Source organism: Paenibacillus sp. JJ-223 (assembly GCF_927798175.1).
GTDB classification, from domain to species: domain Bacteria; phylum Bacillota; class Bacilli; order Paenibacillales; family Paenibacillaceae; genus Paenibacillus; species Paenibacillus hubeiensis.
Genome location: NZ_CAKMMP010000001.1, coordinates 733,846 through 759,036, shown reverse-complemented (window position 1 = coordinate 759,036; position 25,191 = coordinate 733,846). Strand labels below are relative to the sequence as shown.

14 protein-coding genes are annotated in these 25,191 nt (G+C 51.6%); 3 read left to right on the top strand and 11 right to left on the bottom strand.

What is annotated here, in order from left to right; translation table 11 throughout:
• Window positions 1-137: 137 nt before the first annotated feature.
• From L6H98_RS03135 to L6H98_RS03125, 3 genes are all read left to right on the top strand, one after another.
• A complete protein-coding gene (locus L6H98_RS03135; protein ID WP_236412773.1) occupies window positions 138-983 on the top strand; it encodes a radical SAM protein in 846 nt (281 codons plus the stop codon).
• A gap of 51 nt (window positions 984-1,034) precedes the next feature.
• A complete protein-coding gene (locus L6H98_RS03130; RefSeq protein WP_236412772.1) occupies window positions 1,035-1,604 on the top strand; it encodes a 3'-5' exonuclease in 570 nt (189 codons plus the stop codon).
• 193 nt (window positions 1,605-1,797) lie between these two features.
• Window positions 1,798-3,267, top strand: a complete 1,470-nt coding sequence (locus tag L6H98_RS03125) for a carboxylesterase/lipase family protein (RefSeq protein WP_236412771.1) — start codon at window positions 1,798-1,800, stop codon at window positions 3,265-3,267.
• A gap of 319 nt (window positions 3,268-3,586) precedes the next feature.
• Here the strand turns inward: L6H98_RS03125 and L6H98_RS03120 are convergent, their stop codons facing one another.
• From L6H98_RS03120 to L6H98_RS03070, 11 genes are all read right to left on the bottom strand, one after another.
• Window positions 3,587-5,491, bottom strand: coding sequence for a DUF2961 domain-containing protein (locus L6H98_RS03120; protein ID WP_236412770.1), 1,905 nt, complete (start codon window positions 5,489-5,491; stop codon window positions 3,587-3,589).
• 77 nt (window positions 5,492-5,568) lie between these two features.
• Window positions 5,569-7,359 carry an L-fucose isomerase gene (locus tag L6H98_RS03115; protein ID WP_236412769.1) on the bottom strand — a complete coding sequence of 597 codons (1,791 nt, stop codon included), beginning with the start codon at window positions 7,357-7,359 and terminating at the stop codon, window positions 5,569-5,571.
• 25 nt (window positions 7,360-7,384) lie between these two features.
• The gene (locus L6H98_RS03110) at window positions 7,385-10,102 is read right to left on the bottom strand and encodes an alpha-L-rhamnosidase (RefSeq protein WP_236412768.1); all 2,718 of its coding nucleotides are present in this window, start codon (window positions 10,100-10,102) and stop codon (window positions 7,385-7,387) included.
• A 21-nt stretch (window positions 10,103-10,123) separates the two neighbouring features.
• Window positions 10,124-13,108, bottom strand: coding sequence for a sugar-binding domain-containing protein (locus tag L6H98_RS03105; protein ID WP_236412767.1), 2,985 nt, complete (start codon window positions 13,106-13,108; stop codon window positions 10,124-10,126).
• Between the two features lie 45 nt (window positions 13,109-13,153).
• Window positions 13,154-16,204: a family 78 glycoside hydrolase catalytic domain gene (locus L6H98_RS03100; RefSeq protein WP_236412765.1), complete on the bottom strand. Its 3,051-nt coding sequence runs from the start codon at window positions 16,202-16,204 to the stop codon at window positions 13,154-13,156.
• A gap of 104 nt (window positions 16,205-16,308) precedes the next feature.
• Window positions 16,309-18,057, bottom strand: coding sequence for an extracellular solute-binding protein (locus L6H98_RS03095; RefSeq protein ID WP_236412763.1), 1,749 nt, complete (start codon window positions 18,055-18,057; stop codon window positions 16,309-16,311).
• Window positions 18,058-18,136: 79 nt separating this feature from the next.
• Complete coding sequence (locus tag L6H98_RS03090; RefSeq protein ID WP_236412762.1) at window positions 18,137-19,057, bottom strand: carbohydrate ABC transporter permease; 921 nt, start codon at window positions 19,055-19,057, stop codon at window positions 18,137-18,139.
• Between the two features lie 25 nt (window positions 19,058-19,082).
• Window positions 19,083-20,024: an ABC transporter permease subunit gene (locus L6H98_RS03085; RefSeq protein WP_236412761.1), complete on the bottom strand. Its 942-nt coding sequence runs from the start codon at window positions 20,022-20,024 to the stop codon at window positions 19,083-19,085.
• Between the two features lie 250 nt (window positions 20,025-20,274).
• Complete coding sequence (locus L6H98_RS03080; RefSeq protein WP_236412760.1) at window positions 20,275-22,098, bottom strand: sensor histidine kinase; 1,824 nt, start codon at window positions 22,096-22,098, stop codon at window positions 20,275-20,277.
• Window positions 22,095-23,717: a response regulator gene (locus L6H98_RS03075; protein WP_236412759.1), complete on the bottom strand. Its 1,623-nt coding sequence runs from the start codon at window positions 23,715-23,717 to the stop codon at window positions 22,095-22,097. Before L6H98_RS03075 ends, L6H98_RS03080 begins: the two co-directional genes overlap by 4 nt.
• A gap of 3 nt (window positions 23,718-23,720) precedes the next feature.
• Window positions 23,721-25,079, bottom strand: a complete 1,359-nt coding sequence (locus tag L6H98_RS03070; RefSeq protein WP_236412758.1) for a glycoside hydrolase family 140 protein — start codon at window positions 25,077-25,079, stop codon at window positions 23,721-23,723.
• Between the last annotated feature and the right edge of the window lie 112 nt (window positions 25,080-25,191).

The following is a 25,191-nucleotide window of genomic DNA, read 5'->3' as shown; positions in this document are numbered from 1 at the left end:
ATCAAATCTGATAAATGACCTAAAATGATCATACCATAATATTGGGACGAAACAAAACAGGCAGTCAGTTCGCGTTACTTGGATTGATCTGATCGCTCTTTAATTTAGTATCAGCATCCGATATATGGGAGGCTAACATGCAGGTTAACAGCATAACAGCAAAAAAAATCTTAACTGAAATGAAAGGAGATTCAAGTGTTGGTTTCACACATTCATTAAATCCTTATAGTGGTTGTGCTTTTGGATGCAGGTATTGCTACGTTAGGGAATTGCCTATTCAAAGGTACAGTGATACTCCATGGGGAGAATGGGTAAGCATCAAAACAAATGCGGCCGACAAATATCGGAATGAGATGGTCAATCTCCGCCGGAGAAATAAGTCCATTCATCTTTTTATGTCTACTGCAACAGATCCCTATCAACCACTGGAACGGAAGACGGAGCTAACACGCTCTATTTTAGAGGAAATGATCAAATACCCTCCGGATTTCCTTCAGATCCAAACACGAAGTCCTCTTGTCGTAAGGGATCTTCATTTATTACTTGAACTAAATCAAAAATGCGAGGTCCTTGTCTCTATGACTATAGAAACAGATCGGGAAGATATGAAACGATTGTTCGCTCCCCATGCTCCAGGTATTAAGTTACGCTTGAAGGCATTAAAAGAAGTGAATAACGTAGGCATCGCTACCCAAGCTTCCATTTCGCCTGTACTTCCATTCACACCCGATTTTCCTAAAACACTGGAGTCCATCGTTGATCGGATCTACATCGACACACTTAACATTGGAGATGGAACAAGGGGGAAACGTTCCGAGCGCTTAGGCATGCCATTTTTGTTTAAAGAGAACGAGTTGTCCGGATGGTATCAAATGGATATTCATCTTAGAGTGGAAAAGTATTTTAAAAAGTTTTTTCCGGAGGAAATGATATTCATTTCTTCCGATAAGGTTTATCCCTTAAAAGGAAAAGTGCTTGAATAGGCGGGGCCTATCCTTCTTTTAAGGTATAGGTATATAAAGGAGAATGAACCGTTGAATTTTACAGCAATTGATTTTGAAACCGCAAACTTGAACCGATCGAGTGCGTGCTCTCTGGGTTTAGTTCAAGTTAGAGATGGGATTGTAACTGGTGAATATGAATGGCTAATTGATCCACAACAGCCGTTTAATCGAATGAATATGGCCATCCACGGTATTACACCCTCCATGGTTGACAAGCAACCTGTATTTGGAGAACTATGGACAACCATTGAACCACTAATATCCGGAGAAATTATTATTGCACATAATGCTGTTTTTGATATAAGCGTGCTGAGGTATTGCTTAGATGCCGCTGAAAAAAGCTATCCTGAGATACAATATTTATGTACGTACAGAATTGGGAAAAAGCTGCTGCAAGAGCTATCCTCCCATAAATTAAACATCATCTCTAACCATTTCGGAATTCGACTAAATCACCATAATGCGCTCGATGATGCCCGGGCATGTGCCCAAATTATGTTAAAGCTAATGGAACAGCAAGAGGAATGTGATCCGCTGCTTTTTGCGAAATCCCTGGGATTTCAGGCGGGATCACTGTATTCAGGTGAGTATACTCGGTAGCTGCGGCATTCAAGATATCTTCCCTCATGTTGGACGTGTACACACCAACACAGCATCCTTAATCACTCTAAGGCAGATGGGTTTGACTGACATGTCCTAAATATGTCATATCAAGTCTTGATTTCACCTTTTCTTATTATAAATAATGGCCTAAAATGATCATACCGCTTCACCTATGAAAGGAGAAATACAAATGACACCTGACCATACTCTCAACGGAAAGAATCATCACACGAACAACGCTAATACCGCCGGCCAAGCGGTCCGCTCCTGGCTAGGCATCCCCTACGCCAGTGCAGAACGCTTCCGCCGACCCATTTTGCTGCCGTTTAACCCGGATCTGCCATACGACCAAAAGGGACCCGCCCCGCTCCAACCGGGCGACAATAGCTGGTTGGAGGCTGACAACGGTTTAAGCGAGGACTGCCTGAACCTCAACGTCTGGGCACCCGAAAACGCTGGCGACGAACCGCTCCCCGTAGTCGTCTACATCTACGGTGGCGGCTTCGAACGCGGCGCGAACACCCAGACCACTTCGAACGCCTCAGGTCTCGCCGCGACCGGCCGCGCCATCGGGGTGTCCCTAAACTACCGGCTCGGCCCGTTCGGTTGGCTCTCGCTCTCCCAATACGGTGGCGCGTTCGCGGATGCCACTAACCTCGGCCTGCAGGACATCATCACCGCGCTCAGATGGGTGCAGGAGAACATCTCTCGCTTCGGTGGCGACCCTCAGAACGTCACCGTCACCGGCCACAGCGCCGGCGCGTTCTCCTCGATAGCGCTCCTTGCAGCTCCGGCGGCCGACGGCCTCTACCAGCGCCTCGCTGCGTTCTCCGGCGGCGCATCCCGGATCGTTCCGGCCTGGTGGGCAGAAGAACTAGCGATCAAGTTTCTCACCGAACTCGGCATCGCGGACGAACCCGAACAACTGCTCACCCTGGATGGGAAGCTCCTCGCCGAGACGCTCGTTAAGATTAGCCCACGTGACATCGGCGACCGAAACGGCATCGACAACACGACGATTGGCATCGTGAACGACCACTCTCAGACCGGGGCTATTCTCGCAGACACGCCGCTGCGTGTCCTCGAATCCGGGCGTCACCGCGACGTCGACATTCTCTTTAGCACGGCGACGAACGAGGGGGACTGGTGGGTTATCAACGCGACCGAGCAGTTCGACCCGGGCAGCATCGACAACCTCGTTGACGAATTGGTAACGAAGTCGCGGATCCCTCGAAGCCGTGCTCGGCGCATCGTCGCCGCCTACGACGTTAACGGACGAACTCCTGTCGAAGTACGCGGGGCGCTCTTGACCGACTACCTCTATACCCTGCCCGCCGCCCGTGCGGCACTCGCCCACGCCGCTGCAGGCGGCAACGCCCACCTGCTCGCCGTTGGCCCTGTCGAGGGTGCGCCAGCCGTACACGGCACGGAGATGTACGGCATCGTCGGCCAGCAACGCCCCCGACATAGCGACGAGCAAGCCATCCGGGACACCTTCGTCCGCGACGCTCTCCTCGACTTTGCCGCAGGCAAGCACGATCGGCTTTGGAGCTCCGTGACCACGGAACCTATCACACATGGGATTGGCAACCCACCATTCGACCCCACCGCCCATGCGGCCGAGGTCCTGCGCATCTTCGAGGGCATTGAACGGCCCTGAACGGCCCCAACGCGCACGGGGTCCCGCACCGATCCAACTCACTTAGCAGCGCCGGCGGCCCCGACGCAGCGCGTGAGAACAGCTTCATGAACAGGGAATTGACTATAAATATCGGTACAAGTTATTGTCCTTGGATTGGGACAATAACTTGTACTTATAAAACCAAAAAAGCCGCCAAAATAGCGACTTCAATGGGAATATGTTCTTGTCCCTCGACAGATCAGGCTGTCCGAGAACAGGAATATTGTTCCTTAAATGACAAAAACATAATCTTACCCACAACTGTCCCGATACCTCATCAATCATCAGCACCGTTCCTCTAGTTCATCGTATATACCCAATAACGGAATTCGTTCCATGCTCTGGCCTCTCCGTCCTGAATAAATTCGATTCGAATATGCAGCTCCCTCTTGCCTCTGGTATAAGATGCAGGGATCACAAACTCATCATCCAACCATCGTTTGTAGGGATTTCGGTCCGCAGTGTACCACGTTCTTTCTGTTACTTTCACCCCATCTACATGAACGAAAGCCCGTTGTCTCCCTGTGATCTGATCGCATCGCCGCCGCAGCCTTACGCCGCTGTTGTCCTCCCTGATGCGGATTGTGAATTCACTATAACCGTCTGTTTCATGCCCACTATCGCGAATAATGATATCGTCTTGATCCCCTTCATAAGCTGAATCCAGAGTGTAGTAACCGCGGCTGCCTTCTGTTTTGTAATCATGGTTCCTCTCCGATGAGGGGTCGCCAATATCAATTTCATCCGTCAGAACCATTCCCGGATCGTCCACACCATAGTAGAACAGAATGCCTGAATGTTCGAGATACTGATTGTTATGCTCGCCTGCTTCGATACCAAATACAAGCTCCGTCTGAAACGGATACCAGTCACCGCTGCACATTCTGACCATGGACCACGGGTTGTCAGGAATTCCGTCATAGGCGCTCGATGGATTACATTCAGGCGGCGTGGGAAACCCCCAACCATAACATATCCAGCTCTCGGAACCGTCGCTTTCAACTTGTGGTGTCGCATTGCCGTCAATATGCACACGGACATCGCCCTCACAGCTGATCGTGCCCGGTTTATGGGTAAAACCTGTTACATGACCAGCTACCATGTGTCCTCTTCCCTTGAGTTGACCGATGATGCTGTCCGATCCTGCTGTTGCCTGGCGTTCATAATATTTCGATGTGCGAAAATAACCGGTTCGGCCCTTCTCATAAACAGCGTTCCGCTCTTCTGTAAATTCAATGTTTAATTCGGATAACCATACGTCACGGTTCCCTTTGTTCACCAGTTCAATCACCGCATGCTCCCAGTACGGCATGGAGAAATAGTTATAGAACAATCCGTCCCCTCGTCTTCCGTGCGACAGTACGCCGACAGGATTAAATCCAAGCTCGTTGCCGAAGAATACACCTATGGGGCACCAAATATCCGGTTGTTCATGTTTATCCCAGCTTGCTTTGATCCAAAGGTGCTGCAGGTCTTCGGATGAAAAGGAGTGGGGATTGAATACAGCGCTTATGGAGGCGATACTGCCTTGCCCGACCTCTTCCAGAATGGTTAGCTTCTCCCCTGCTTTAACGGTCAACATTTCGTAATATCGAGACTTGCATCCCACGGCCGTTTTGGGATCTTCACCAACCCGAGACCACATTTCGATCAGCGGGGCATAGTTTTCTTTTCCCGTGAACGTAACCACTTGATCAGAGTCACTATAGGAATGATAAATGACATGGCCCCAACCGCCATCTCCTTTGGCTGCTCCTTTCAGTTGAATATCCGAGGTAATTCTGCATGATTTCTTGAAGGGCATAGGGACATAACTTCGGACTACGCGAATAGGTCCGCGTCCATTGTCCTCGGGCCCAATATAAGCGTCTGCCAGTGGAGTTACGAAAGGAAATTTACTCCCGAATTCGGAGGCCTTGATCACAAATCGGGGCGTATCCTCGCCGTCAAAATAAAAAGAAAAGGTAGGTTCCGGACTCTCGGGATAACGGTGTTGGACGAAATTATAGATGCATCCTGGACCGCAATAATCAAAAATCACCCACTCCTTGCCGTCCTTATAAAGCCACCAGTCCCAGTCCGCATTGCGTCCCTGCTTGTCGATGCTTCCTTCATAGTGAACCTGCACGCCGTCTTTTAGCACAGGAAGCAAGTCGAACTTTTCCATGTTGCCAATCCCTTTAGGCTGTAAATGGGTCATCATTGGCCTGCAACCTCCGAGTCATAAATGATTACTTGTCCATAGTCACAAAGGATTTCCAATCCTGCCATCCTCTCAGCTCAGCCATACAACGGGCCATATGCAGCACAAGCACGGTAGTCTGCAGCTTCCGGATCTTTCGTGCCAAATGCTGACCAGGCGCTAGGCCGGAAAATGCGCTTTGCTTCAACATTGTGCATGTTAACCGGAATGCGCAATATGCTCGCAAGCGTAATCAAGTCGGCTCCGATGTGGCCATAGCTTACAGCACAATGGTTCGAACCCCAGGCTTCCATCACGCTGTAGACATCATCGAATATCGGATCACCCGCTACCCGTTTCGGAACAAACCATGTCGTCGGCCACGTTGGCGTCGTTCGCAGATCCAGTCGTTGATGTACTTCCTCCGGCAACTCCAAAGTATACCCTTCCGCAAGCTGAAGCACCGGCCCCAGCCCTGCTATGAGGTTAATGCGTGCCATCGTGACGGGCATTCCCCCTCGCGTTGTAAAGTCGGTAGAATAGCCTCCGCCTGCAAATTGGTCCATATAGGTTGGTCGCCAGCTTACAGCATTTAGGCAAGCCTGAACCTCCTGTTCTTCAATCTCCCAGTGAGGCTTCATCGCGGGCTGACCGTCGCGAAGCTGCTCCCCCGTTCCATCAAGCGCCGCCGGTCCCGAATTGATCAGATGCATGAACCCTGCCGCAGCCAAGCCATCCGGCTGCCAGTCTGTCACTCGTTTCACAGCTTCCGGACTCCAAAACGCGCGAACATCGGCAAAAATCTGGGCGGTATGCGACAAATAGTGATTGAACAACATGGTGATGGCGTTCAGATTGTCGTTCTCGGTGGCGACCATATAGGGTTCGCGAATGCCATTCCAGTCGAATGAACTGCACAGAATCGCTTCCAGCACATCCGCACTGGGAAGGTGATCGGTCCATTCACGCTGTCCCTGGAATCCGGAAGCAATGGCGTTATAACCATACGCCTCCTCTTCATATCTCAACTCGGCCAGTTTGGGATTGCCAATCATCAGATCACGCACGATCAACGTCATGCGGATGGAAGTTTTCCAGTTTTCCTTTTTGCTCTCTGGATCGATTTGAACCGATTCCGGATTGGGATCAGGTCCTTCTTTGCAATGAAGCTCGGCCCAAGCCATAGCTGAGTGGAATTCCTGCTCGTCATAAATATGTTTCTCCAGCCTGCGCGCAACCTCAGTCATGTCCACATAGGCGTTGCGCATGCCCAGATAACGCTGGTAGAAATCTTCGTCTACAACACAACCTGCGATGCCCATGGAGACGGAGCCGATCGACAGATAGGATTTTCCTCGCAGCAGTGCAGCAGCAAGACCCGCACGGGTGAACCGGATCAGTTGATCCCTAACATCCTCTGGCAGATTACGTTCCTCCCGGTCCTGAATATGCCTGCCGTAGATTTTGAAAATGGGCAGGCCTTTCTGGTTATGCGCCGCATGCAGCGCAGCCAGGTAGACCGCACCGGGCCGTTCGGTGCCATTGAATCCCCAGACGGCGTGCGGCAGGGTTGGATCCGTTTCCATCGTTTCAAGCGGATAACACCAACCGTTTGCTACCGTGACCAGGACGCCGACGCCTTCCTTCCTGAATTGCTCGGCACAGCGGGCTGCTTCGCTCATTCCGGAGATGCATGTATCAAAGATGACAACCTGCACTGGGGAGCCGTCCGGGTTCCGGAGAACGGAGGTAATCGCAGCAGCAGCTTCATGCGCCAGTTCCATCGTGCTGCCAGCTAGCGCAGCCTTTACAAGCTTGCGGCGATCCACGATCGGGCGAATGCCGATCTTTGGAAATCCGTTTTCATAACGATGCGTCATATCCGTCATCTGTATTTCCCCTTTTCTGCATATTTTATCGGATCGTACCGATTGGGATGGAGAAGACGTGTCGTCCCGGGTTCAATTTGTGAGAACGGCGCAGTTTCGCGGCATTTACTGTACCAGGAGGCACAACAAGCGTGGCTGTGGTTCCTTCAGGGATCGTCACCTCCATATGCAGACCTGCCTCGTCTTTCTTCCATGCTACCGCAATGGTTCCATGTGCCGTCCTTAGCGAAGCGCTCACCCGTTCCAACTTTGAGGGGATGATCGGCTCGATCCATATTTTTTCATAACCTGGCGAGTCGGGCCTAATGCCAGCCAGTCGCGTGTAAAAAGAAACGCTGATGCCCCCGAACATGGCGTGGTCATGGGAATGCATGCCACCTTTCTCGCTCCATTGCTCCCAGAGCGTCGTGGCTCCGCGCTCAATCTGGTATCCGAAGCCGGGATATTCCTTCTTGCTCAGAAGCTCATAGGCAACATCGATGTGCCCATAGTCCGCCAGTACGTCAATCAAATATCTTGTGCCATAGATGCCTGTATGAAGATGACCGCCGTGTTCCCAGATAGCTTCCACAAGCCGCTCTGCGGCTGAGGTCCGCTCTTTGACCGGCACCATGCCAAACGCGAGCGGCAGAAGCTGAGCGGTCTGGGAACCGCTGCCGTAAACACCGTTCCCCAAGTTCCAATGGCGATGAAAGGTCTGGTGGATATCCCGAGCCAGCCCCGAATAATGTTCATGATCTGCGCTCATGCCCAGGATCACCGCCGTTTCGGCAACAATGGACGTGATTTTGTAGTAAATACTTGTATTCACCAGTTCGACTTCGTGAAAGTAGTTTTCCCAACCATCATCATTGGGAGGGCACCAGTCCCCAAAGCCATCCTTCACCTGATGGTCTGGCCATACCTGATGCAGATGGTCAATATATGCTTTCATGGACGGATAACTCTGGCGTAAAGTATCCAGATCGTTGTAATGCTGATAGAGACGCCAAGGAAGGAAGACTTTGTCCCCGCTCCAGTCCGGGTTGGTCATGCTTTCTTCAATATCTCCGAGCCATTTGCGGTAGTAATTCTGCATATGGAAATGGTGCATGCCGGCTTCCTCAACGACAGCGGAATCCATGAGACAAGGCGTGCGCTCATCACGCTGACAGCAATCCGTGGGTATGCTGACCAGATTGTTGAGGTAGGACCAACGAATATTGCTGTAGAGCTGATTGATGCCTTCATCCGAACATTCAAAGCTGCCGGCCGGCTCGACATCTGCATGAATGGGAATGGCCTGAATGGAGAGTTGATCTGTTTCACCGCTGACTTCCACATAACGGAAGCCGTGATAAGTGAAGCGAGGTGCATAACGTTCTTCCGGCTCCCCGCGGAGAATGTACGTGTCGGTTGCTTTGGCATTTCGATTCGTCCAGGGATCGATGCTGCCTTGTTCATCGACCAGCTCGCTGTATCTCAGCCGCACTTGACTGCCTTCAGGACCGGTTACCTGAATGCGAACCCACCCTGCCATGTTTTGACCAAAATCGTATACGCCCACGCCCGGACGTGGCCGAAAGACAGCGATGGGCTCAACCGGGTTGCGAGGTACAACAGGAGGTTGGATGTTCGCTTCAAGCTTGCCGACAGGCGGTTCGGCAGTTACAGCCCTCGACCAATCCCCGTTTTCAAGAAATCCCGGTTGATCCCAACCGATGTGCTCCTGTCGTGCATCATAGGACTCCCCGTCATAGATATCGTTGGAAAGAATCGGGCTTGACGCGAATGACCAAGATTCGTCCGTCATGATAGTGCGCGTGCCGCCATCCTCAAACCGGAGGTCCAATTGCAGGATAAAGGCTTTATCCCGATTCCATTTCCATCCCCACCGCGAATAATTGAAATGGTAACCATTCCCGAGCCACACGCCGAGGACGTTTTCTCCTTCTTGAAGCAGATGGGTCACGTCATAGGTGTCATAGAGCATTCTGCGGGAATACGGCGAATTGGCTGGGGCCAGAACACGGTTGTCCGCCCGGTTCCCGTTGATGCAAAGCTCATACCAACCTACCGAATAGATGCGCAGTCTGGCTTCGAGTGCAGACGACGGCAATTCAAATGTTTTGCGAAACAGAGGGCTGTCAACAGGAAGGGGTGCCTCACAGATCGATAGCATGTTTTCCTCAAGCAAGAGCCCATTCCCCGCAGGGCTAATCGTACCTGCGGTAAAATGAGTCGTCTTCGGATCATAAAAGCGGTTGGAGTACAGCACACGGCCATCACTCCCGCTGAGCTTCAGATCACGGAAGGTTGCCTTTTGCCCGTCTATCGTCCGGAACGCAATCGTTCCTTCATAATCCGCTGCCATGCAGCGATGCGTGTAATGTTCATCTATGGATACTTGCCATTCCCCGGCTTCCGTACTTATCTTGAGCGAAAGACGTGGAGGAAGTTTGTGCAACGCAGGTAAAACAATCTTCCCCAAAGCCTGGCGTACGTCTTCTTCAACGCGATAAATGTAAACGAGCGTCTGCTGTATGTCTTCTTCATGCTCATGCAGTTCAATACCGCAGTGATTGCCTTCATCACGATAACCGAACAGAAATGCGGCACCGCCTTCTTCCACGCTGAGAATGACCTCTGCCTGATATGAAAACCAGTCATGAGGCTGGACTACGGGGCGCGTAATCCACTTGGCATACCATTCGTCAGATCCTGATTTCTCCTTCATTTCCACCATGGTCTTCATGGATGTCATGTTATTGCTCCTTCCTGTCAGTCAGCACGATTTGCTTATGATGGGCACGCCGCTCCGGGATGTCTCAAACGCATTCCAAGCACTTACAGTAATTCCGTCCAGCATCACCTCAGGACCGATTTCAAACGGGATGCGTCTCTCTTCTCCCGCAAGCAGTCCAAAATCGTTGTCATCCAGATAACAACCCCACTCGTCGGGAAAATGGTGAATCATCACCCGAATCGCAGGCACGTTTCCCATGTTTCGAATGGCAATGAAACCGTTCTTGTCTTGGGTCTCGACAGACCATTCAAGCGTGGTGCGCGGAAGTTCACGCAGCAGTGCATCGGAGAGTTCGGCGTACAATGCAAACGCCTGCTTGGCCTGATCGCCCGGATATTCGTTTGCTTGATGTCGATGCTCCCTCTCAAAAGTTATCAGCTCTGGGGTCTTCGGCTGGGCATTGAACCAATACCACTGATCGGACACGAGCATTCCATTGCTTTCATGAAGCATGACGGCAATCAAGAACGGCCGAATTGCTGATTCTTCCGGCAAGGTTACTTCCAGCTGATCGATGCAGCTCGCCAGCCCGGGCTTCAAGGTTAGCGCCGGATAATTCCACGTTGTCATCTCGGTTAATTGGCTGTCGTACATCGAGACTTGGATAGCTGCATTTATAAGGACGTTACGCGAATCGTTCACGACATGCAGTGCTGCGCGGAACGTTTCATCTGGCTGCCACGAATCCGATTTGGCGCAGGTGATAAAAGCATTTTGCGGACGTGAAGCCTGTTTGGCACGATAATAGGACAGCTTCGGTGTACCGTAAAAATCGACCACCGCCCACGAATGTCCGGGAAAACAATCCGTGAATTTGTAGTACCAAAAGCCGCTCTTGTCTCTCCCTGTTCCTGCCCTCTGTACATCAGCGGTCAGCCGGATCGCATCACCTTGAGCGGTCTGGGAGTAGTTGATGTAGTCCTGCCAGTCGCGGATCGGTCCGTATGCGGCGTAACGCATGACTTTAATGACATCCTTCAGACCGAACTGGTGAAAATGCGCTTTCCAGCCCCTGCTGTCTTCGGTTGGAGGAAATGACGCCAGTTCTTCCTCCGGCATATAGCGGAGACAGCTTGAAACATTGGTCTGACTTGGAATGCCGAATTCGCCGTAAAACACCGAAGGCATCGCTAACGTTGCCTCATCCAAGGGTTCACCCCCGTGATATACGTTCCAATTATGCACGCTGCCGCCCCATGGATCGGTTCGATGGAACGGTCGGGACGGATCGTATCCGCGGCATCTTTTTCCAACCAGAAAGAGTCCTTCATCTGCACCGCCATGATTGCCGTTTTCGTTGCCGCCGCCCCACATGATCAAGGAAGGATGGTTCCTCAGCCGTTTCACCGAAAGCACGGTCTGTCGGTCGATGACGCCGAGGTCAGTCAGCGGTGAATCGGGCGGACCCCAGCAGAGCGGGAATTCCTGATAGACCATAATGCCTTTTTCATCACACAGATTATAAAATTCGTCACTTTCCACCAACCCGCCGCCCCATGCCCGGAGCATCTGCACATTGCCCCTGCGCGCGAGCTCCAGCAGTCGTTCATACTGCCCTTTCTGCTGGTCGAGCATGGCATCAGGCCAACACCAGTTAGCGCCTTTGATGAACATTGGCTCGCCATTGATGACAAACTGCCAGCGATATTCCGTTTCCGGAGCTGCATCGGTCATAGGGCGCATTTCAAGCGTGCGGATGCCAAAAGACGTGTGAGCTTTCCCAACTTTAATGGGCTCAAAATTTGATCCGGATAACACAAGCTCATAGAGAGGCTGTTCGCCGTAACCCGCCGGCCACCAAACCTCGGGATCGGTCAGTCTGATCACGGTACTGAATTTGCTGCGACCATATGGCACTTCAATGGAATAAGTAAAATGGGTATCCCTTTGGCAGCATGTTTGGTTATCGGGGTCAAATGAATCAACATCCATTTTCGATTTCTTTGATCGGATATAACCTTTGATGGATAATTCCACTGGCTCAACGAGACTGCTCTCAGCCGTAAACTCCAAGTGAAGCACAGCTTCATCCGAGGTGTGGGACAGGGTTACAACATACGGATCAAGCAAAGCTATATCCGGTTCGGCCACCACCCGTACATCCTTCCAGATGCCGATTGAAATGAGGTGTCCATAATGCCAGCCAAAGCCCGGACTTGGCTTCATCAGGCCGTTCCAGCTTCGAGGTGCAGGGTCCAGCCGAACGACAACCACATTGGGTTTATCACATCGAACCAATTCTGTAATGTCATGAATGGGGCCGCCAAACATGCCCTGATGATGTCCCAGCGATGCGCCGTTGAGAAATACGGTGCCCGAATAGTCGATCCCGTCGAACTGCAAGGAAAGTCGGCGCCCCACCCATTCTTCAGGCAGTTCAAATGACGTAGCAAACCACCATTCCTTGCATTCCACGCGTGTCCTGCGGAACCAGACGGGGGTCTCTTCAGGCATGCCGTGATGCTCCAGTTCATCGATAGTATTGGTATTCCAGTGGGGATCTTCCAGCAGCTCCTGATCAACCAGCGCTTTTTGCACCGTTGTGGGCACGCTGACTTCCAGCCAATCGCTCCGATCGTGAGCCGGTTCGTACCAACGTTCCCGCATGCCTTCACTCGCCCGGGCTTTTCGCCCAAACCAGCCCGTCGCAGGCGCCGGATCTCCATGATCAGCCGCCTCGCCTCCCTTCATTCGCCAGGTTCCGGACAGAAGTAATGTTTCTTCGGAGGAAGAATTGCGATCGTTGTGGGGATTGGCATATGTGAAATCAGGTGATGGCTCTGCACCGGCATGGCGGGATGCTAATTGAGTTTGCGCTTTATCTATCGTATAGCGGACTGGAATGCGGCTGTCCATCTCCACCCATGCATCCCCATGCAGCGAGGAACGGGCATAGGCCTCGTCCTGAACTTCGTCCAGAAAGCGTTTGCTTTCATCTGGACGGTAATATGAGATGTGTGTCATCACGCTAACTCTCCATTCTTGATCCGTTTCGCTTTAAATGTGCACTCATAAAGTCCTGTGTACAAGCACTGGTCGGTATCCTTCAGGTGCTTCCATTACAATTGCAATTTCTTTCGGAGCACATACCTCCAAATGAAACGTGGACTCGCTGCCTTCCTCTTCCCGAATCTCCCATTTCACGTCGATCCTTCCGTCGCCAGGAAGAGGCACAGCTCCTTTTGCCCATTGCAGATGGCCAGGCTGGGGAGCAACCCGAACTCGTGTCCAACCGTCTGCAATCGGGCGAACCCCGAGCACCGATATTCCCAAAAAGTAACCTGGTGCTGCCGACCAGGCGTGGCAATGACTGCGTGTCAGGTATTTCGGATTGGGCCGATTCTCGGCAAATCCCGGATACATCTCCCAGCAAGTGGTCGCCTCATGTTTCACCATTTCCCCAAACTTCTCTCTCATGTCCCGGAGCATATGATCCGTCTTGCCGTTCATCACTAGCGCCTCATAATAGAAGAACGTCATGAACGGACTGCCTATGGTTACAAAATCTTCAGGCGGCGATGTTAAATACGCGTTGAGCTTCTCCTTTCGCTCATTTGCTGCAATCCCGGTAACCAGCGCCATCACCTGCGTCTGCATACTATAGGTGCTGGAAAGAGAGCCATTGGCATGGATGCAGTCCATATAAGCCTGCCGATCATCACTCCATAGATAACGATTTATGGCGCGGGCCACTCTTTCCGATGCGGAACAGTAGTATGGGCTGTCTTCTGCGCACCCTGCCAATTCGGCCAATTGGGCCGCATCTGCCAGCGTGCGCGCAAATATCGCATTTTGATGGGTGACCGTCCCGTCGTTCGGCTGCTCCAATGGTGCCCAGTCCAGCAGATTCCAGGCTTCAATGATCAATAGTCCTCTGGCATCGATATGTGAGATATAGTGATCGAGCGTGAACTTTACCTTGGGCCAGATTTTCGCGGCAAAGTTCCTGCTTCCCGTATGACGGGCATATTCAAGGCAAGCGGTGACCCAGAAAAACGTCCAATTCGGAATCACGCTGCTCCAGCCGCTGGGCACCTGATCCACATAGAGCGGCGTTTGCCGGCTTGATCCCGGAACAAGCTGCAGACAATGTTTTACGATATCCGTTGCACCGAATACATAGTAGTTCACGAGCGCTTCATTGCGGCTGTCGCCAACCCAAAACACCTGTTCATACGTGGGACAATCCACAAATGTATCCTCCATGCACAGCCGGGTGGTATGCTTGCTGATCTCCCAAATGTCATTCAGGATCGCGTCTGAACTATGAAATCGGCCGATCTCTGCCACCGGATAGTTGCTTTGCACAAGGGTAATGCCGAACAGTCGCACAGGTCTCGCATTCCCGTGTATGGTAAGCATGAGATAACGAAGTCCGCGCCGAATCGGCGATTCGTAGCGTTGTCTGCCTTCGCGGCATACATAGCGAAGCGTATTATCCACGCCAAAGGTATCCTGTCGCCAGTCGCCGTCCGTATACTCGAAGCCATACGCGTCGATGACGGTGCCGGCCGCCGCATCGACCTCGAATCGCAGATAGCCTGACCATTCGCGGCCAAAGTCCAGAATCAGCTCCGTGCTCCTTCCGGCAGAGCTTGCTGGAACGATTGCAGGCTGCCGATTTGCGGCGCATACCTGCTGCAAGGCCGCAGGAACGGGACGCGCCTGCTCCTGCATCTTCCAGATGCTGGACGCAAAGATTGAAGCATCCGAGCTTAGCCTCTCGGGGAATGGCTTCATCCAGCCGCGGAATGGAGCAAGTTCAGGGACGGAAGCCAAACTGCGGCATCGCAGATATACATCGGCATCCGGAAATGCCTTCTCGTCCAGAGGCTGATTGCCGCCAAAGCCCTGATATGCTCGGATTGGATCGCGATCCGGCTGGTGGTCGATATGCACGAGGGTGGCAAACGGACCCATCAGGACAAACGGTGTTTTGCCCGTTTGCGCATCATCGAATGGCGATACAACCGTAAACGGAACATCGCAGTCGATTCCGAAGTGCAGACCGCCGCCATGATCCTGCCCTGCCAGCTCGATCAGCAGCAGATTGTCTCCCTGCTGCAACGTTACCCGCTGAAGCCGGCGCGGCCGTTCTCCCTCCATAGCTGATGCAGGATAATATGAGCCGTTAAGCGCGATGCCGCAAAGAGCATGGAACGCGCTGAAAAATCCGACAACGGCTTCGGCTTCGCTACTTGCGCGAATGACCGCTGCGACATAACCGGCAAAGGATACCGGATTGGCGTGCATCCTACTTGTCGGCTCCATCGCTTCACGTACATCTAGCACATACGTCCAGGGCACAAGAGATGCTTCTTTCAATGATTCCACGCGAACAGGCCATACTTCTTGCTCCGTCAGTTCGGGAATGTCACTTGCAACCAGGCATTCCCATGGCGCATCGCTAGGCGTGCCGATGATGCGGGCAGGAGTCCAAACGCCGTGCTCTGCGATCGGCAAGGTTTCGACTCCTTGCCAACGATCATTCCAGCGGCGCGCATCCACCTGTTCGGCAAAACCAAGCTGACAGGACATGCGCGCTGACCTTCGTTCATATCCGTCATGCAGAGCCGTCTGCCAGGATGCATCCGTACCCACGATAAGTTCTTTTCTCAGGTAACTCCCATCAGCCTCATAGCGAACCGACTCCAGTTGAGCGAGAAGCCCGCCCCTTCCCGGCAGATACGCGAACGTAGCTGCACCATAGCTGATGACAAGTACAGCCAGTGTATTACGACCGGAATGCAGCAGATGGCCCACTTCATGCACGTGATAGTTAAGTTCAGAAGGCCAAGAGCGATTGGGTCCTCTTCCGCACAGTACACCGTTGACATATAACACATATCTGGCATCTGCTGTGATGGTTACCTCGGCGCTTCCATACTCCCAATGATGCAATTCGAATTCCCGGCGAAAACAACGCCATTCGTTGCGCGGCCAGTCCTCGCCTTCTCCCCAGATCCATGAGGCGCGCCACGTGAATGCTTCCGTCTGAACAGCGCTTCCTTTCCGTTCCGTCGGCAGATCCCTCCCGCCAGTCGATAAAATGTGATCCATTGCTGCATCAACTCCCGTTCCCCTGTATGTTTCAATAATAAGGGGCTAAAACTTCACAGCTTTAGCCCCTCTTCATGACGCTTGCCGTTGCGAGCGAAGTCGTATTACAGCCCGTGAGCTTGACGAAGCCGCTGCACTTCGGCGTTATACCAGGCCGTAAACTCATCTGCTCCTGCTTTTTTGAATGCCGCAAGCGCAGCCTGTTTATTTGCTTCGAATGCCTGTTCATCCTTGGAAAGAATAACTTTGGCCGCTTCGCGCGCAGCCAGCTCTTTAAGTTCGGCTTCCTGTTTCTTCAGCTTGTCGTCCAAGGTTACGCCCGGAACGGTGTTGCGCTGCACGATCTCCTCGTCCGTCATGCCATTCATCCAGGTGGTGAACGTATTTAGTTTGCCTTCATCGATCAACTTTTTGAATACCTCTCCCGAGTAAGAAGCGCCATAGTGTTCTGCAAAATCTTTCTCAAGCGGAGTCGCCGCTTTGGACAGCGCCTCCTCCGAGGTAAAGAGGTCGACCGGCATCTTGTCATCGGGATTGATCATGTTGCCGCCAAGACCGATGATGTTGCGATCCAGCGAAAGTCCGGTTGCTTCGTAGGGAGCTCCGCCTGCTGCTTTCAATGCGAGTGTTTCGTCCGTGAGTGTCGGTTTGCCGTCCACCATCTTCCAGTGCTTGCCTTCTACGCCGTTATACATGGTGCGTGCACCCTCATAAGAGTAAATATAATTGAGGAATTCCATCGCTTTTTCAGGATGTTTTGATGTTTTGGATATGCTGTAGGCTTTATCCTGCCATCCGAGCGGATTGACTGCACCCGTCCAGGCCAGTTTGCCGGCAGGCACAACCAGATATCCTTTGCCGTCATTGGCATGCTGTGCATTGAAATCCCCCATCGCCCAGGTGGCGGGACCAACAACGATCTGTCCTGCAGTTGCCTTTGCCATGTAGTCATTGTTCTTCATCGTCAGGGAATCCGGATCGAGCAATCCTCTGCGTTGAGCCTTGTTATAGAAGTTCAGTGCAGTCCAGAAATTGGAGGACTCGTCGGTCAAGTTGCTGATGAAGTCGCTCCCGCCAACTTTGGATGCAGTCAGGTCGCTTGTAGCCCCTACATTCTCGGTAAAGATGACTGGCGGAATCGTATAAGGCCATAATCCCCAATCTTGCCACATGGACACGCCGTACACCTTTTTGCCGTCTTCGGTCTGCGGGTGCTTCTCCACAATTGTTTCGACAACGTCCAGCAAGTCATCCATTGTGGCCATTTCCGGTGTGCCAATCTCCTTGTACCAGTCCCAACGAATCGTCGGGCCTATAGTGATTGGCGCAATTGAAGTTCCCGGTTTGGATTGCACTTGGGGAGGCAGGAAATACAGGTTGCCGGTACCGTTGCTCCAGTTCTTTTTGCTGTATTCGACCACAGTACCGATGTTCGCCGTAATGTCTTTGCCGGATGTAGCGAGCAGATCGTCGAGCGGAACGATCAGATCCCCTTCAATCAGTTGTTTTTGATATTTGTTCACGTCCGTGCGCACCAGGTCGGGCAGATCGCCGCCAGCGAGCAATACATTGAATTTGTTTTCGTCTGCTTCAACGTATTCAATGTTGACACCGATCTTCTCGGCAATGGCTTCGGCCACTTCATTGTTCTGCTGCGTATTCCACTTGGAGCCGGTTTCCATGATGAGCACTCGCAGCGTCACGAGGTCTTTGTCCGAGCCCGTGTCTGACGAACCGGTTTCGCCCGTGCTGGTCTGGCCTGTTCCCGAGCCGCTGCCCGTACAAGCTGCCAGCAGCAAAGACGTCATCATGAGCAGTGCGATGACTTGGCGGAACGACTTTTTAGTTCTCATGTCATAACCCTCCTGTTTCTTCTTCTATAATTATCGGCGATTGCCGGATAATCCGGTTTGGTTGCACCATTTTTCAGCCTCAACCCTTGACGGCTCCCATCATGATGCCTTTGACAAAATACCGCTGCAGCATCGGATACACCAGTACAATCGGCAGCGTGACAAGCATCGTAATGGTCATGCGAATGGACTGCGGTGTGAGCGTCCGGACAACATCTCCGCGGGTCAACTCCTCTGTCGTCATATTGGACAGGTTGCTGGACTGGTTCAGGAAGTTGTAGAGCACCAGTTGCAACGTTTGCAGCTTCGGATTTTCCACCAGGAAAAAGTTGTCGAACCAGGTATTCCACTGACCTACGGCGGAGAATACGGCAATGGTGGCGATGATCGGCATTGACAGCGGGAAAATGATGCTGCGATAGATCCGGAAGTAGCCGGCCCCATCGATTTTGGCCGATTCCTCCAGGGATGCGGGCAGCTGTTCGATGAACGTTTTGATCAAAATGATGTTAAAGCCCGACATCGCGCTTGGAATGATGTACAGCAGGAAATTGTTCTGCAATCCATAGGTTTTCATGGTCAGATACCATGGGATAAAGCCTGCATTGAAGTACATGGTAATCAGTACAAAACGGTAAATGATTTTGCGGAACGGCATCTCTTCTTTGGTAATGAGATAGGCAAAGAAGGAACAGCTGAACACCGTAATCAACGTTCCGAGCACGGTCCGGGAGACACTTACAATGGCAGCGTCCATGATGCCCGGCAACTGTACCGTCGCTTGGTATGCTTCAAGGGAGAAGCCGGCTGGCCAGAAATATACGCCTTTCTGAACCTCGATGGGATCGCTGATCGAATAGATGAAAATATAATAGAACGGATAAATGGTGATGATGACAAGCAGGGACAGCGCGATGTAATTAAACAGGGTGAACGTAAGGTCTTTCCAGTCGGTATGGCGGACGGGACGAAGCGTCTGTCCTGTGGGTTGTGTGCGCATATTTGTTTTGCTCCTTTCCCTGGGGTCAGACGATGCCTTGACCGCGAACTTTCTTGGATAGAATGTTGACGCTGAAGAGCAGCAGAACACTGATTACGGTTTTGAAAATGCCCACAGCCGTCGAGTACGAGTAGTCACCCGTCACAAGTCCAAGCCGGTATACGTAGAGGTCAAGCACTTCGATCCGGTCTGCAATCATGACGTTGCTGAACACGAGATATTGCTCAAACCCTGCGGACAGCAGGTTGCTGACGGAGAGCAGCAGAAGCACAATGAAGGTCGGCATGATGCTTGGCAGCGTAATGTGCCAGATCGTACGCATGCGCCCGGCGCCATCCACCTTGGCTGCATCGTACTGTTCGCTGTCTATGCCAACGATGGCAGCCAGATAGATGATGGCGCTCCATCCTGCGGACTTCCACAGCAGCAGCAACGTTTGCACCGTCCATACCCGGTCATAGTTACCGAGGATATCCACGGGTGGACTGCCGATCCCCGTTTTCATCATGATGGAATTGACGGCTCCCTCCGTACTGAACATGCTGAATGCGAGGGAAAATACGATGATCCAGCTGATATAATTCGGCAGTGTAGAGACGGTCTGCACCAGACGTTTGAACCAGCCGGAGCGAACTTCCGAGATCAGTATGGCAAGCAGCATCGGTACCGGGGCGGTGGCAATGGACAACAAGCTCAGTGCCAGCGTGTTCGCCAGCACGGGCCCCATCCGTGGATCATCGAACATGTTGCGGAAATTTTCCAGCCCCAGAAAAGGGGTTTGTTGAAGCGGTATGCCTGGTTTGTAATCAAAGAATGCGTAGATCCATCCAAATAAAGGGACATAGCTGAAGGCCAGCGTAAACAGTATGAATGGCGTGGCCAGAAGCAGGAGGTGCATGCCATCCTTGCGATTCAGCTTGCCGGTCCTTTGGGTTGCGGCGCCGTTCAGGGTCTTGGTACGTTGCATATGAATTTCTCCTTTGTGCGTGTGCTTTCGTTTTGGCTTATTCATATGATAACGCTTTCTTTATTACCCTTGAATGAAAGATCCCCTGATCTGCTTGAAAAAACAAAGCTGCCCCGCGAGCCGACTTGAACAATTTTGAGGCTCCGCTTGAACGAATAAACAGGGCTCCAATATGAAAAAAACGCCCTCATGTGCTGCCTTCCGGCGAAGCTCACGAGAGCATGGATCATTCGAAGCCGCAGCTCCTCTTCTATAATCGATGTACAGGCAAGGTAACGATGGCCTCAGCACCTTGATCGGCCGGAACGAAGTGAATGCCGAAGTCCGGTCCATAATACAAACGAATCCGTTTATTGACGTTATTCAGTCCGATTCCGCTCCCGCCAACGGTGGATTTGGGCGATTCCCCCTTGGCCAGCTTTTCGTTTAACATGAAGAGGCTCTCTGCATCCATTCCGACGCCGGAATCGGTGACGCTCAGCATCAGACGGTCATGGTCGCCCGAGGCAGTAATTCCGATCTGGATGGCAAAATCTTCGCTCTGTCTGCCGGAAGCAATGGAATTTTCCAGCAGCGGCTGCAGAATAAAACGCGGCACCTGACAATCCATCCACTCTTCATCCACATCCATCGTAAACGTAATATTATTGTTGAATCGCATGTTAATGATCTTCAGATAATTGTCCAGATACGACAGTTCGTCCCGCAGGGAACACATCGAGTCTTTGCTGGAGAATACGGGGCGCAAAATATTGCCCAGTGCTACAATCGTATTTACGATGTTGTCCGCCTTCACAATGACAGCCATCCAGCGGATCATGTTCAGGGTGTTGTACAGGAAATGCGGATTAATCTGATACTGTAGTGCCTCCAGTTCCAGCTCCCTCTTTTTCTCCTGAATCTCATTGTTTTTGTTCACCAGTTCTACCATGCTGAGCGACATCTCATTAAAGCGGCGGATGACCGTGCCCAGCTCATTATTCGGAACATGATCGACGGTAACCCCGAGTTCACCGCGGCTCATGTCTTTCATTTTGCCGGACAATTGGTTGAGCGGTTTGATGATTTTGCGAAGCCAGAAGTAGGAGGCTATGAATATCGCGAGCACACTGATCGTGAACACCAGTACAAGCATTCGTTGAACGCCTAGAATCTGGTCTGCGTACTGACTGAGCGGAATTTCTTTCAGCAGGTACCAACCGCCATCATGGAGTTTGTAATATACAACCTGCATGCTGCGTCCGGCCTTTTCGTCATCCAGGCTTCCGTAAGCTCCGTCCGTCAGTTCCGCACCCGGTTTGAAGTGGCTCTGCGTACCTACCCGATCCGCCTCACTGGCCGAAATGATTGTTCCGTCAGCGCTGGCGATATACATATCGCCTTCTTCACTGTTCAGCGCCGTCGCATAGATGGATGACAGATACCGTTCATCGATATTAAAAATCAGCGTGGCGCTTGTTGTTGGATCATAGATGGCACGCGTGCCCCGCATCAGGCTGATCAGGTAACCATCGTTTTCTCCGGTCAGATACGGATTGTAGAACGATTTCTTGATCCCGGAATGGATAACCAGATGAGGATACTGTTCAAGCGTTTGACGGAAGGGCTCAGAAGTAAAGAAACTCTCCTGCCATGCTTCCCGATCGTAAACGAGCGTCCGCTTCTGACTTCCTCCTACTGCCCCGAGATTGTTCGCCGTAATATAAATCGAGTCAATATAGTTGTAGTTGTCGATGAAATCGGCGATCACCCGCTGCACGTCGTTTTTCGATTCGAGAAATTCCTCTTCCGTTTTCTCCGAAATTTTGTACAAAAACTGCTGAATGTGATCATCCCGCAGAAAAAGCATGGATAAGCGATCGATCTCTTTCACGAGGCCGCCTATGTTATGGTCAAGCTGTTGGAATTGCTGGTAGAGCAATCGTTCGTTCTGGATTTTGATCATGTTCTGCATAAAGGAATAAATAAAATAAGAAGCCCCCGCCAGTACGGCGAGGCTGATGACCATAATATACAGAATAAGCTGTGTTCGGAGCTGTCTGGAGACAAACAGGGATTTGACGGATGTCCTCATTCATGGCACCCTCTGTCTTTGAGCGTCGTTTGGCGGCGGTATTCGTTCGGATTAAGACCTGTGATCTTTTTGAATACCTTGCTAAAATACGTATACTCGGGTGAAAAGCCGACCAGAGCCGGCACATCGGAAGAGCGCAGTTGGTTTTGGGCAAGCAGGTCCTTGGCACGTTCAATCCGATAACGGTTCACATAATCAATATAAGTGATCTGCAGCTCTCTCCGGAACAGGTTGCTGAGATACCCCATGCTTAGACCTACATGATCTGCAACCATCTGGAGACTGATGTTTTCGGTATAATGACGCTTGATGTACTCAATGGCGCGGGTAATCTCGTCACTCATTTGTAAGCGTTTGCGAATCAATTCAACCAAGGTGTCAATATAGATAAGGACCTGGTCAAGCATATCCGGCATCGTGTCACAGGTTTCCAACTTTTCGTTCATGCTGAGCAGCAGCGTTTTCTCATTGTTATGATCGTATACATTCGTATTAATCCATTGCACAAGCTGGTAAATGGTGATCTCCATTGATTTTCGCTCTTCGTTCATGCCGCGTTCAATCTCATCCAGGAATTCGTCGTATTCTTTCTGTTTAAGTGACGGAAGCAATTCCCGAATAGGTGTGTGGCCTCGAAGCCGTTCAAGTCGCCCAAGCACGCCCGAATGGTCCGCACGCCCTATTCCTTGATGATGTTGTCCCGGGCCGGTGATGAATTTACGCTGCAATGCGCGCTGTGCTTCGGCGTATTGTCTCGGCAGCGAATCATAACCCCCGTTGATGCTGCTGATCCCGAACGAAACGGTACTGTTGAAATAATGACGAATCGTATCCTGAACATGTTCGAGCAACTGACGAAGCTCCTGCACGATGGCTTGTTCGGACAACATATCGGCAAAATGCAATACAAGCGCGTAATGCCGGTCGTTGATCTGAACCGCCTCTCCCCGTTTATAACCGGACATGATCTCGCTTAAAATGTTTAACAGCGACATCTTGACCAAATGGCCGTGTTCATCCCGAAAACGTTCCTTGAGCGAGGCATAACGGTCCACTTCCATTACGCACACGACAAGACGAACGGGCGAAAGGCGCAGACCGCTCTCCGAGACGAACCTGGCGAATTCCTCCGTTGAGAAAATGCGATAGAACATAAAATCTTTAAACATCTTTTCCTTCACAAGCTCCATATCCGGAGACGCCGTCCCTGTCCTGCCTTGCGGTTGAGGCGGGGTATGCTGCTGATCCAGCTCTTCCCTGACTCCTGTCAGCACCTGCTCAATCTCTTCTTCGGTCATGGTCAGCTTCAGAATATAGCTGGACACGTCCAGCGTCAGTGCTTTCCGGGCCAGCTCAAACTCTTCGAGACATGACAGCACAACGACGCGTGTATGTTTGTCTTGCTTGCGGATGTTGGAGATCAGCTCCATGCCATCCATTCTTGGCATACTGATATCGGTAATGACCACGTCGGGTTTCTCGCGTTCATAATAATCCCATGCGGCCAGGCCATCCGGGAAATCGGCAGTGACCTCCAACCCGAATTTGCTCCATTCGACGGAATTTTTCAGTCCGATGCGAACGAGCATTTCATCCTCGACGATCATCACCTTATACATGCGTTAGACCCCCTTCAAAATCAAAATCCAGTCATTCCCTCTTCCGCTGGTTGGGGCTGCAAAACGTTGAATGCCTTGATTCGGTATTGTAGAATCTGAATCTGAATCTGAAGAAACCTTGGTCGTATCTCCTGTTCTGGGGCAAAACCACATGGCATTCGCTTGCTTGCCCTCAATATACCCCATGACGACGTCAACGTACAAGCCATTGGGCAGATAAATGTAAGCGTTATATTTATTCTGAGCAGCAACGGCATGATTCGCGCCTGCACGGTTCTGATGAATCAGATTCGAATTGGGTCTCCAATCCGGGCCCAGCTCCCCTTCGAGCAATGCACGCGCATGGCTCATCTGCTTTGCTCCCGGACGATGCAGTGCTTCAAGCCATGGCATAATGAAATAATCGCCTTGGCTGTTCGATTCAATGAGATCATGCGGACCTTGGTACATTGACCATATCGAATGGTGTCCATACGTATGACCCAGCGCGCCGGCAAATAAAGCGTAATACACAGCTTTCCTCACATCCGCCGCATCGAAATAGCCCTGTTCACCCCGGAACCCGACAGGAATATCCTCGTAACATGGCTCGGCATCAAGCGTGGGTTTCACCGGCTTGCGCTCATAATCTTGCTGCACACGTCTATCATTGGTAATCTCCCGCTCTCCGTGTCCGGATTGAATCATGTTGAAATCAAGCCATGACTCATCATGAAGTTGGCGGGAAGATGAATCGCATCCCGGTGGATGGAAAGCCATAAGCTGCCGGGCACCACCTTGTTTCAGCCCCTGTGCCATGGACGTGACGATGTCGAAATGGCGCTTCGTCTCCAGTGGACGGTCTCCCCCCAGTACCCAGATAATCTGAGGATATTCAGCGTATCGCTGACCCAGCCATTTTCCGTAATCAGAGGCCGTTTCCGGTGTAAATATTTCCGGCCCTTTCCCCCACTTCTTGTTGAACTTGTCACCCCAAGTCGGGAGCAGTGCAACATACAGCCCAAGGCTGCCTGCAAGTTTCAGCATGGCGTCCACATGATCCCAATAGGAGTAAGGTCCATCGGTATCCGGATGGGCTGGATCAGGTTGACCATTCTCGTCCATATGAAAAGGCAGTCTGCCTTGAGCATTGCCCGTTGTGGTACCGCTGAACTCGGCCAGCAGCACCGTTTGAATGACTGTGAAACGCTGTTCGGCCCTTGTACGGAGGTACAGTTCGCTCTCTTTCCGGTTCAAACGATGCAGAAGTTCCCACGCCGTGTCACCGAGCCAAAAAAAAGGGACTCCTTCCGACGTTTCCAGATAGCGACCGTTGTCGGAAACCCGAAGCGCAGTGATGGCAGATTGTGGATTGGTGGACATGTTATTGGACCCTCCCTGTTTTACAGTTCCATGGGCGTTGCTATGGCGAGCATTCATGTTTCTGACGAATCACTCTCTAATGAAAAGCATAAAATGCACATTTGTTTTCGTA

What these genes read in the sequence shown, in the direction of transcription:
- L6H98_RS03100 (WP_236412765.1), bottom strand. Translation starts at nt 16,204, where the DNA reads ATGGATCACATTTTATCGACTGGCGGGAGGGATCTGCCGACGGAACGG.
- L6H98_RS03105 (WP_236412767.1), bottom strand. Translation starts at nt 13,108, where the DNA reads ATGACACACATCTCATATTACCGTCCAGATGAAAGCAAACGCTTTCTG.
- L6H98_RS03090 (WP_236412762.1), bottom strand. Translation starts at nt 19,057, where the DNA reads ATGCGCACACAACCCACAGGACAGACGCTTCGTCCCGTCCGCCATACC.
- L6H98_RS03125 (WP_236412771.1), top strand. Translation starts at nt 1,798, where the DNA reads ATGACACCTGACCATACTCTCAACGGAAAGAATCATCACACGAACAAC.
- L6H98_RS03080 (WP_236412760.1), bottom strand. Translation starts at nt 22,098, where the DNA reads ATGAGGACATCCGTCAAATCCCTGTTTGTCTCCAGACAGCTCCGAACA.
- L6H98_RS03085 (WP_236412761.1), bottom strand. Translation starts at nt 20,024, where the DNA reads ATGCAACGTACCAAGACCCTGAACGGCGCCGCAACCCAAAGGACCGGC.
- L6H98_RS03095 (WP_236412763.1), bottom strand. Translation starts at nt 18,057, where the DNA reads ATGAGAACTAAAAAGTCGTTCCGCCAAGTCATCGCACTGCTCATGATG.
- L6H98_RS03135 (WP_236412773.1), top strand. Translation starts at nt 138, where the DNA reads ATGCAGGTTAACAGCATAACAGCAAAAAAAATCTTAACTGAAATGAAA.
- L6H98_RS03070 (WP_236412758.1), bottom strand. Translation starts at nt 25,079, where the DNA reads ATGTCCACCAATCCACAATCTGCCATCACTGCGCTTCGGGTTTCCGAC.
- L6H98_RS03110 (WP_236412768.1), bottom strand. Translation starts at nt 10,102, where the DNA reads ATGACATCCATGAAGACCATGGTGGAAATGAAGGAGAAATCAGGATCT.
- L6H98_RS03075 (WP_236412759.1), bottom strand. Translation starts at nt 23,717, where the DNA reads ATGTATAAGGTGATGATCGTCGAGGATGAAATGCTCGTTCGCATCGGA.
- L6H98_RS03115 (WP_236412769.1), bottom strand. Translation starts at nt 7,359, where the DNA reads ATGACGGATATGACGCATCGTTATGAAAACGGATTTCCAAAGATCGGC.
- L6H98_RS03120 (WP_236412770.1), bottom strand. Translation starts at nt 5,491, where the DNA reads ATGATGACCCATTTACAGCCTAAAGGGATTGGCAACATGGAAAAGTTC.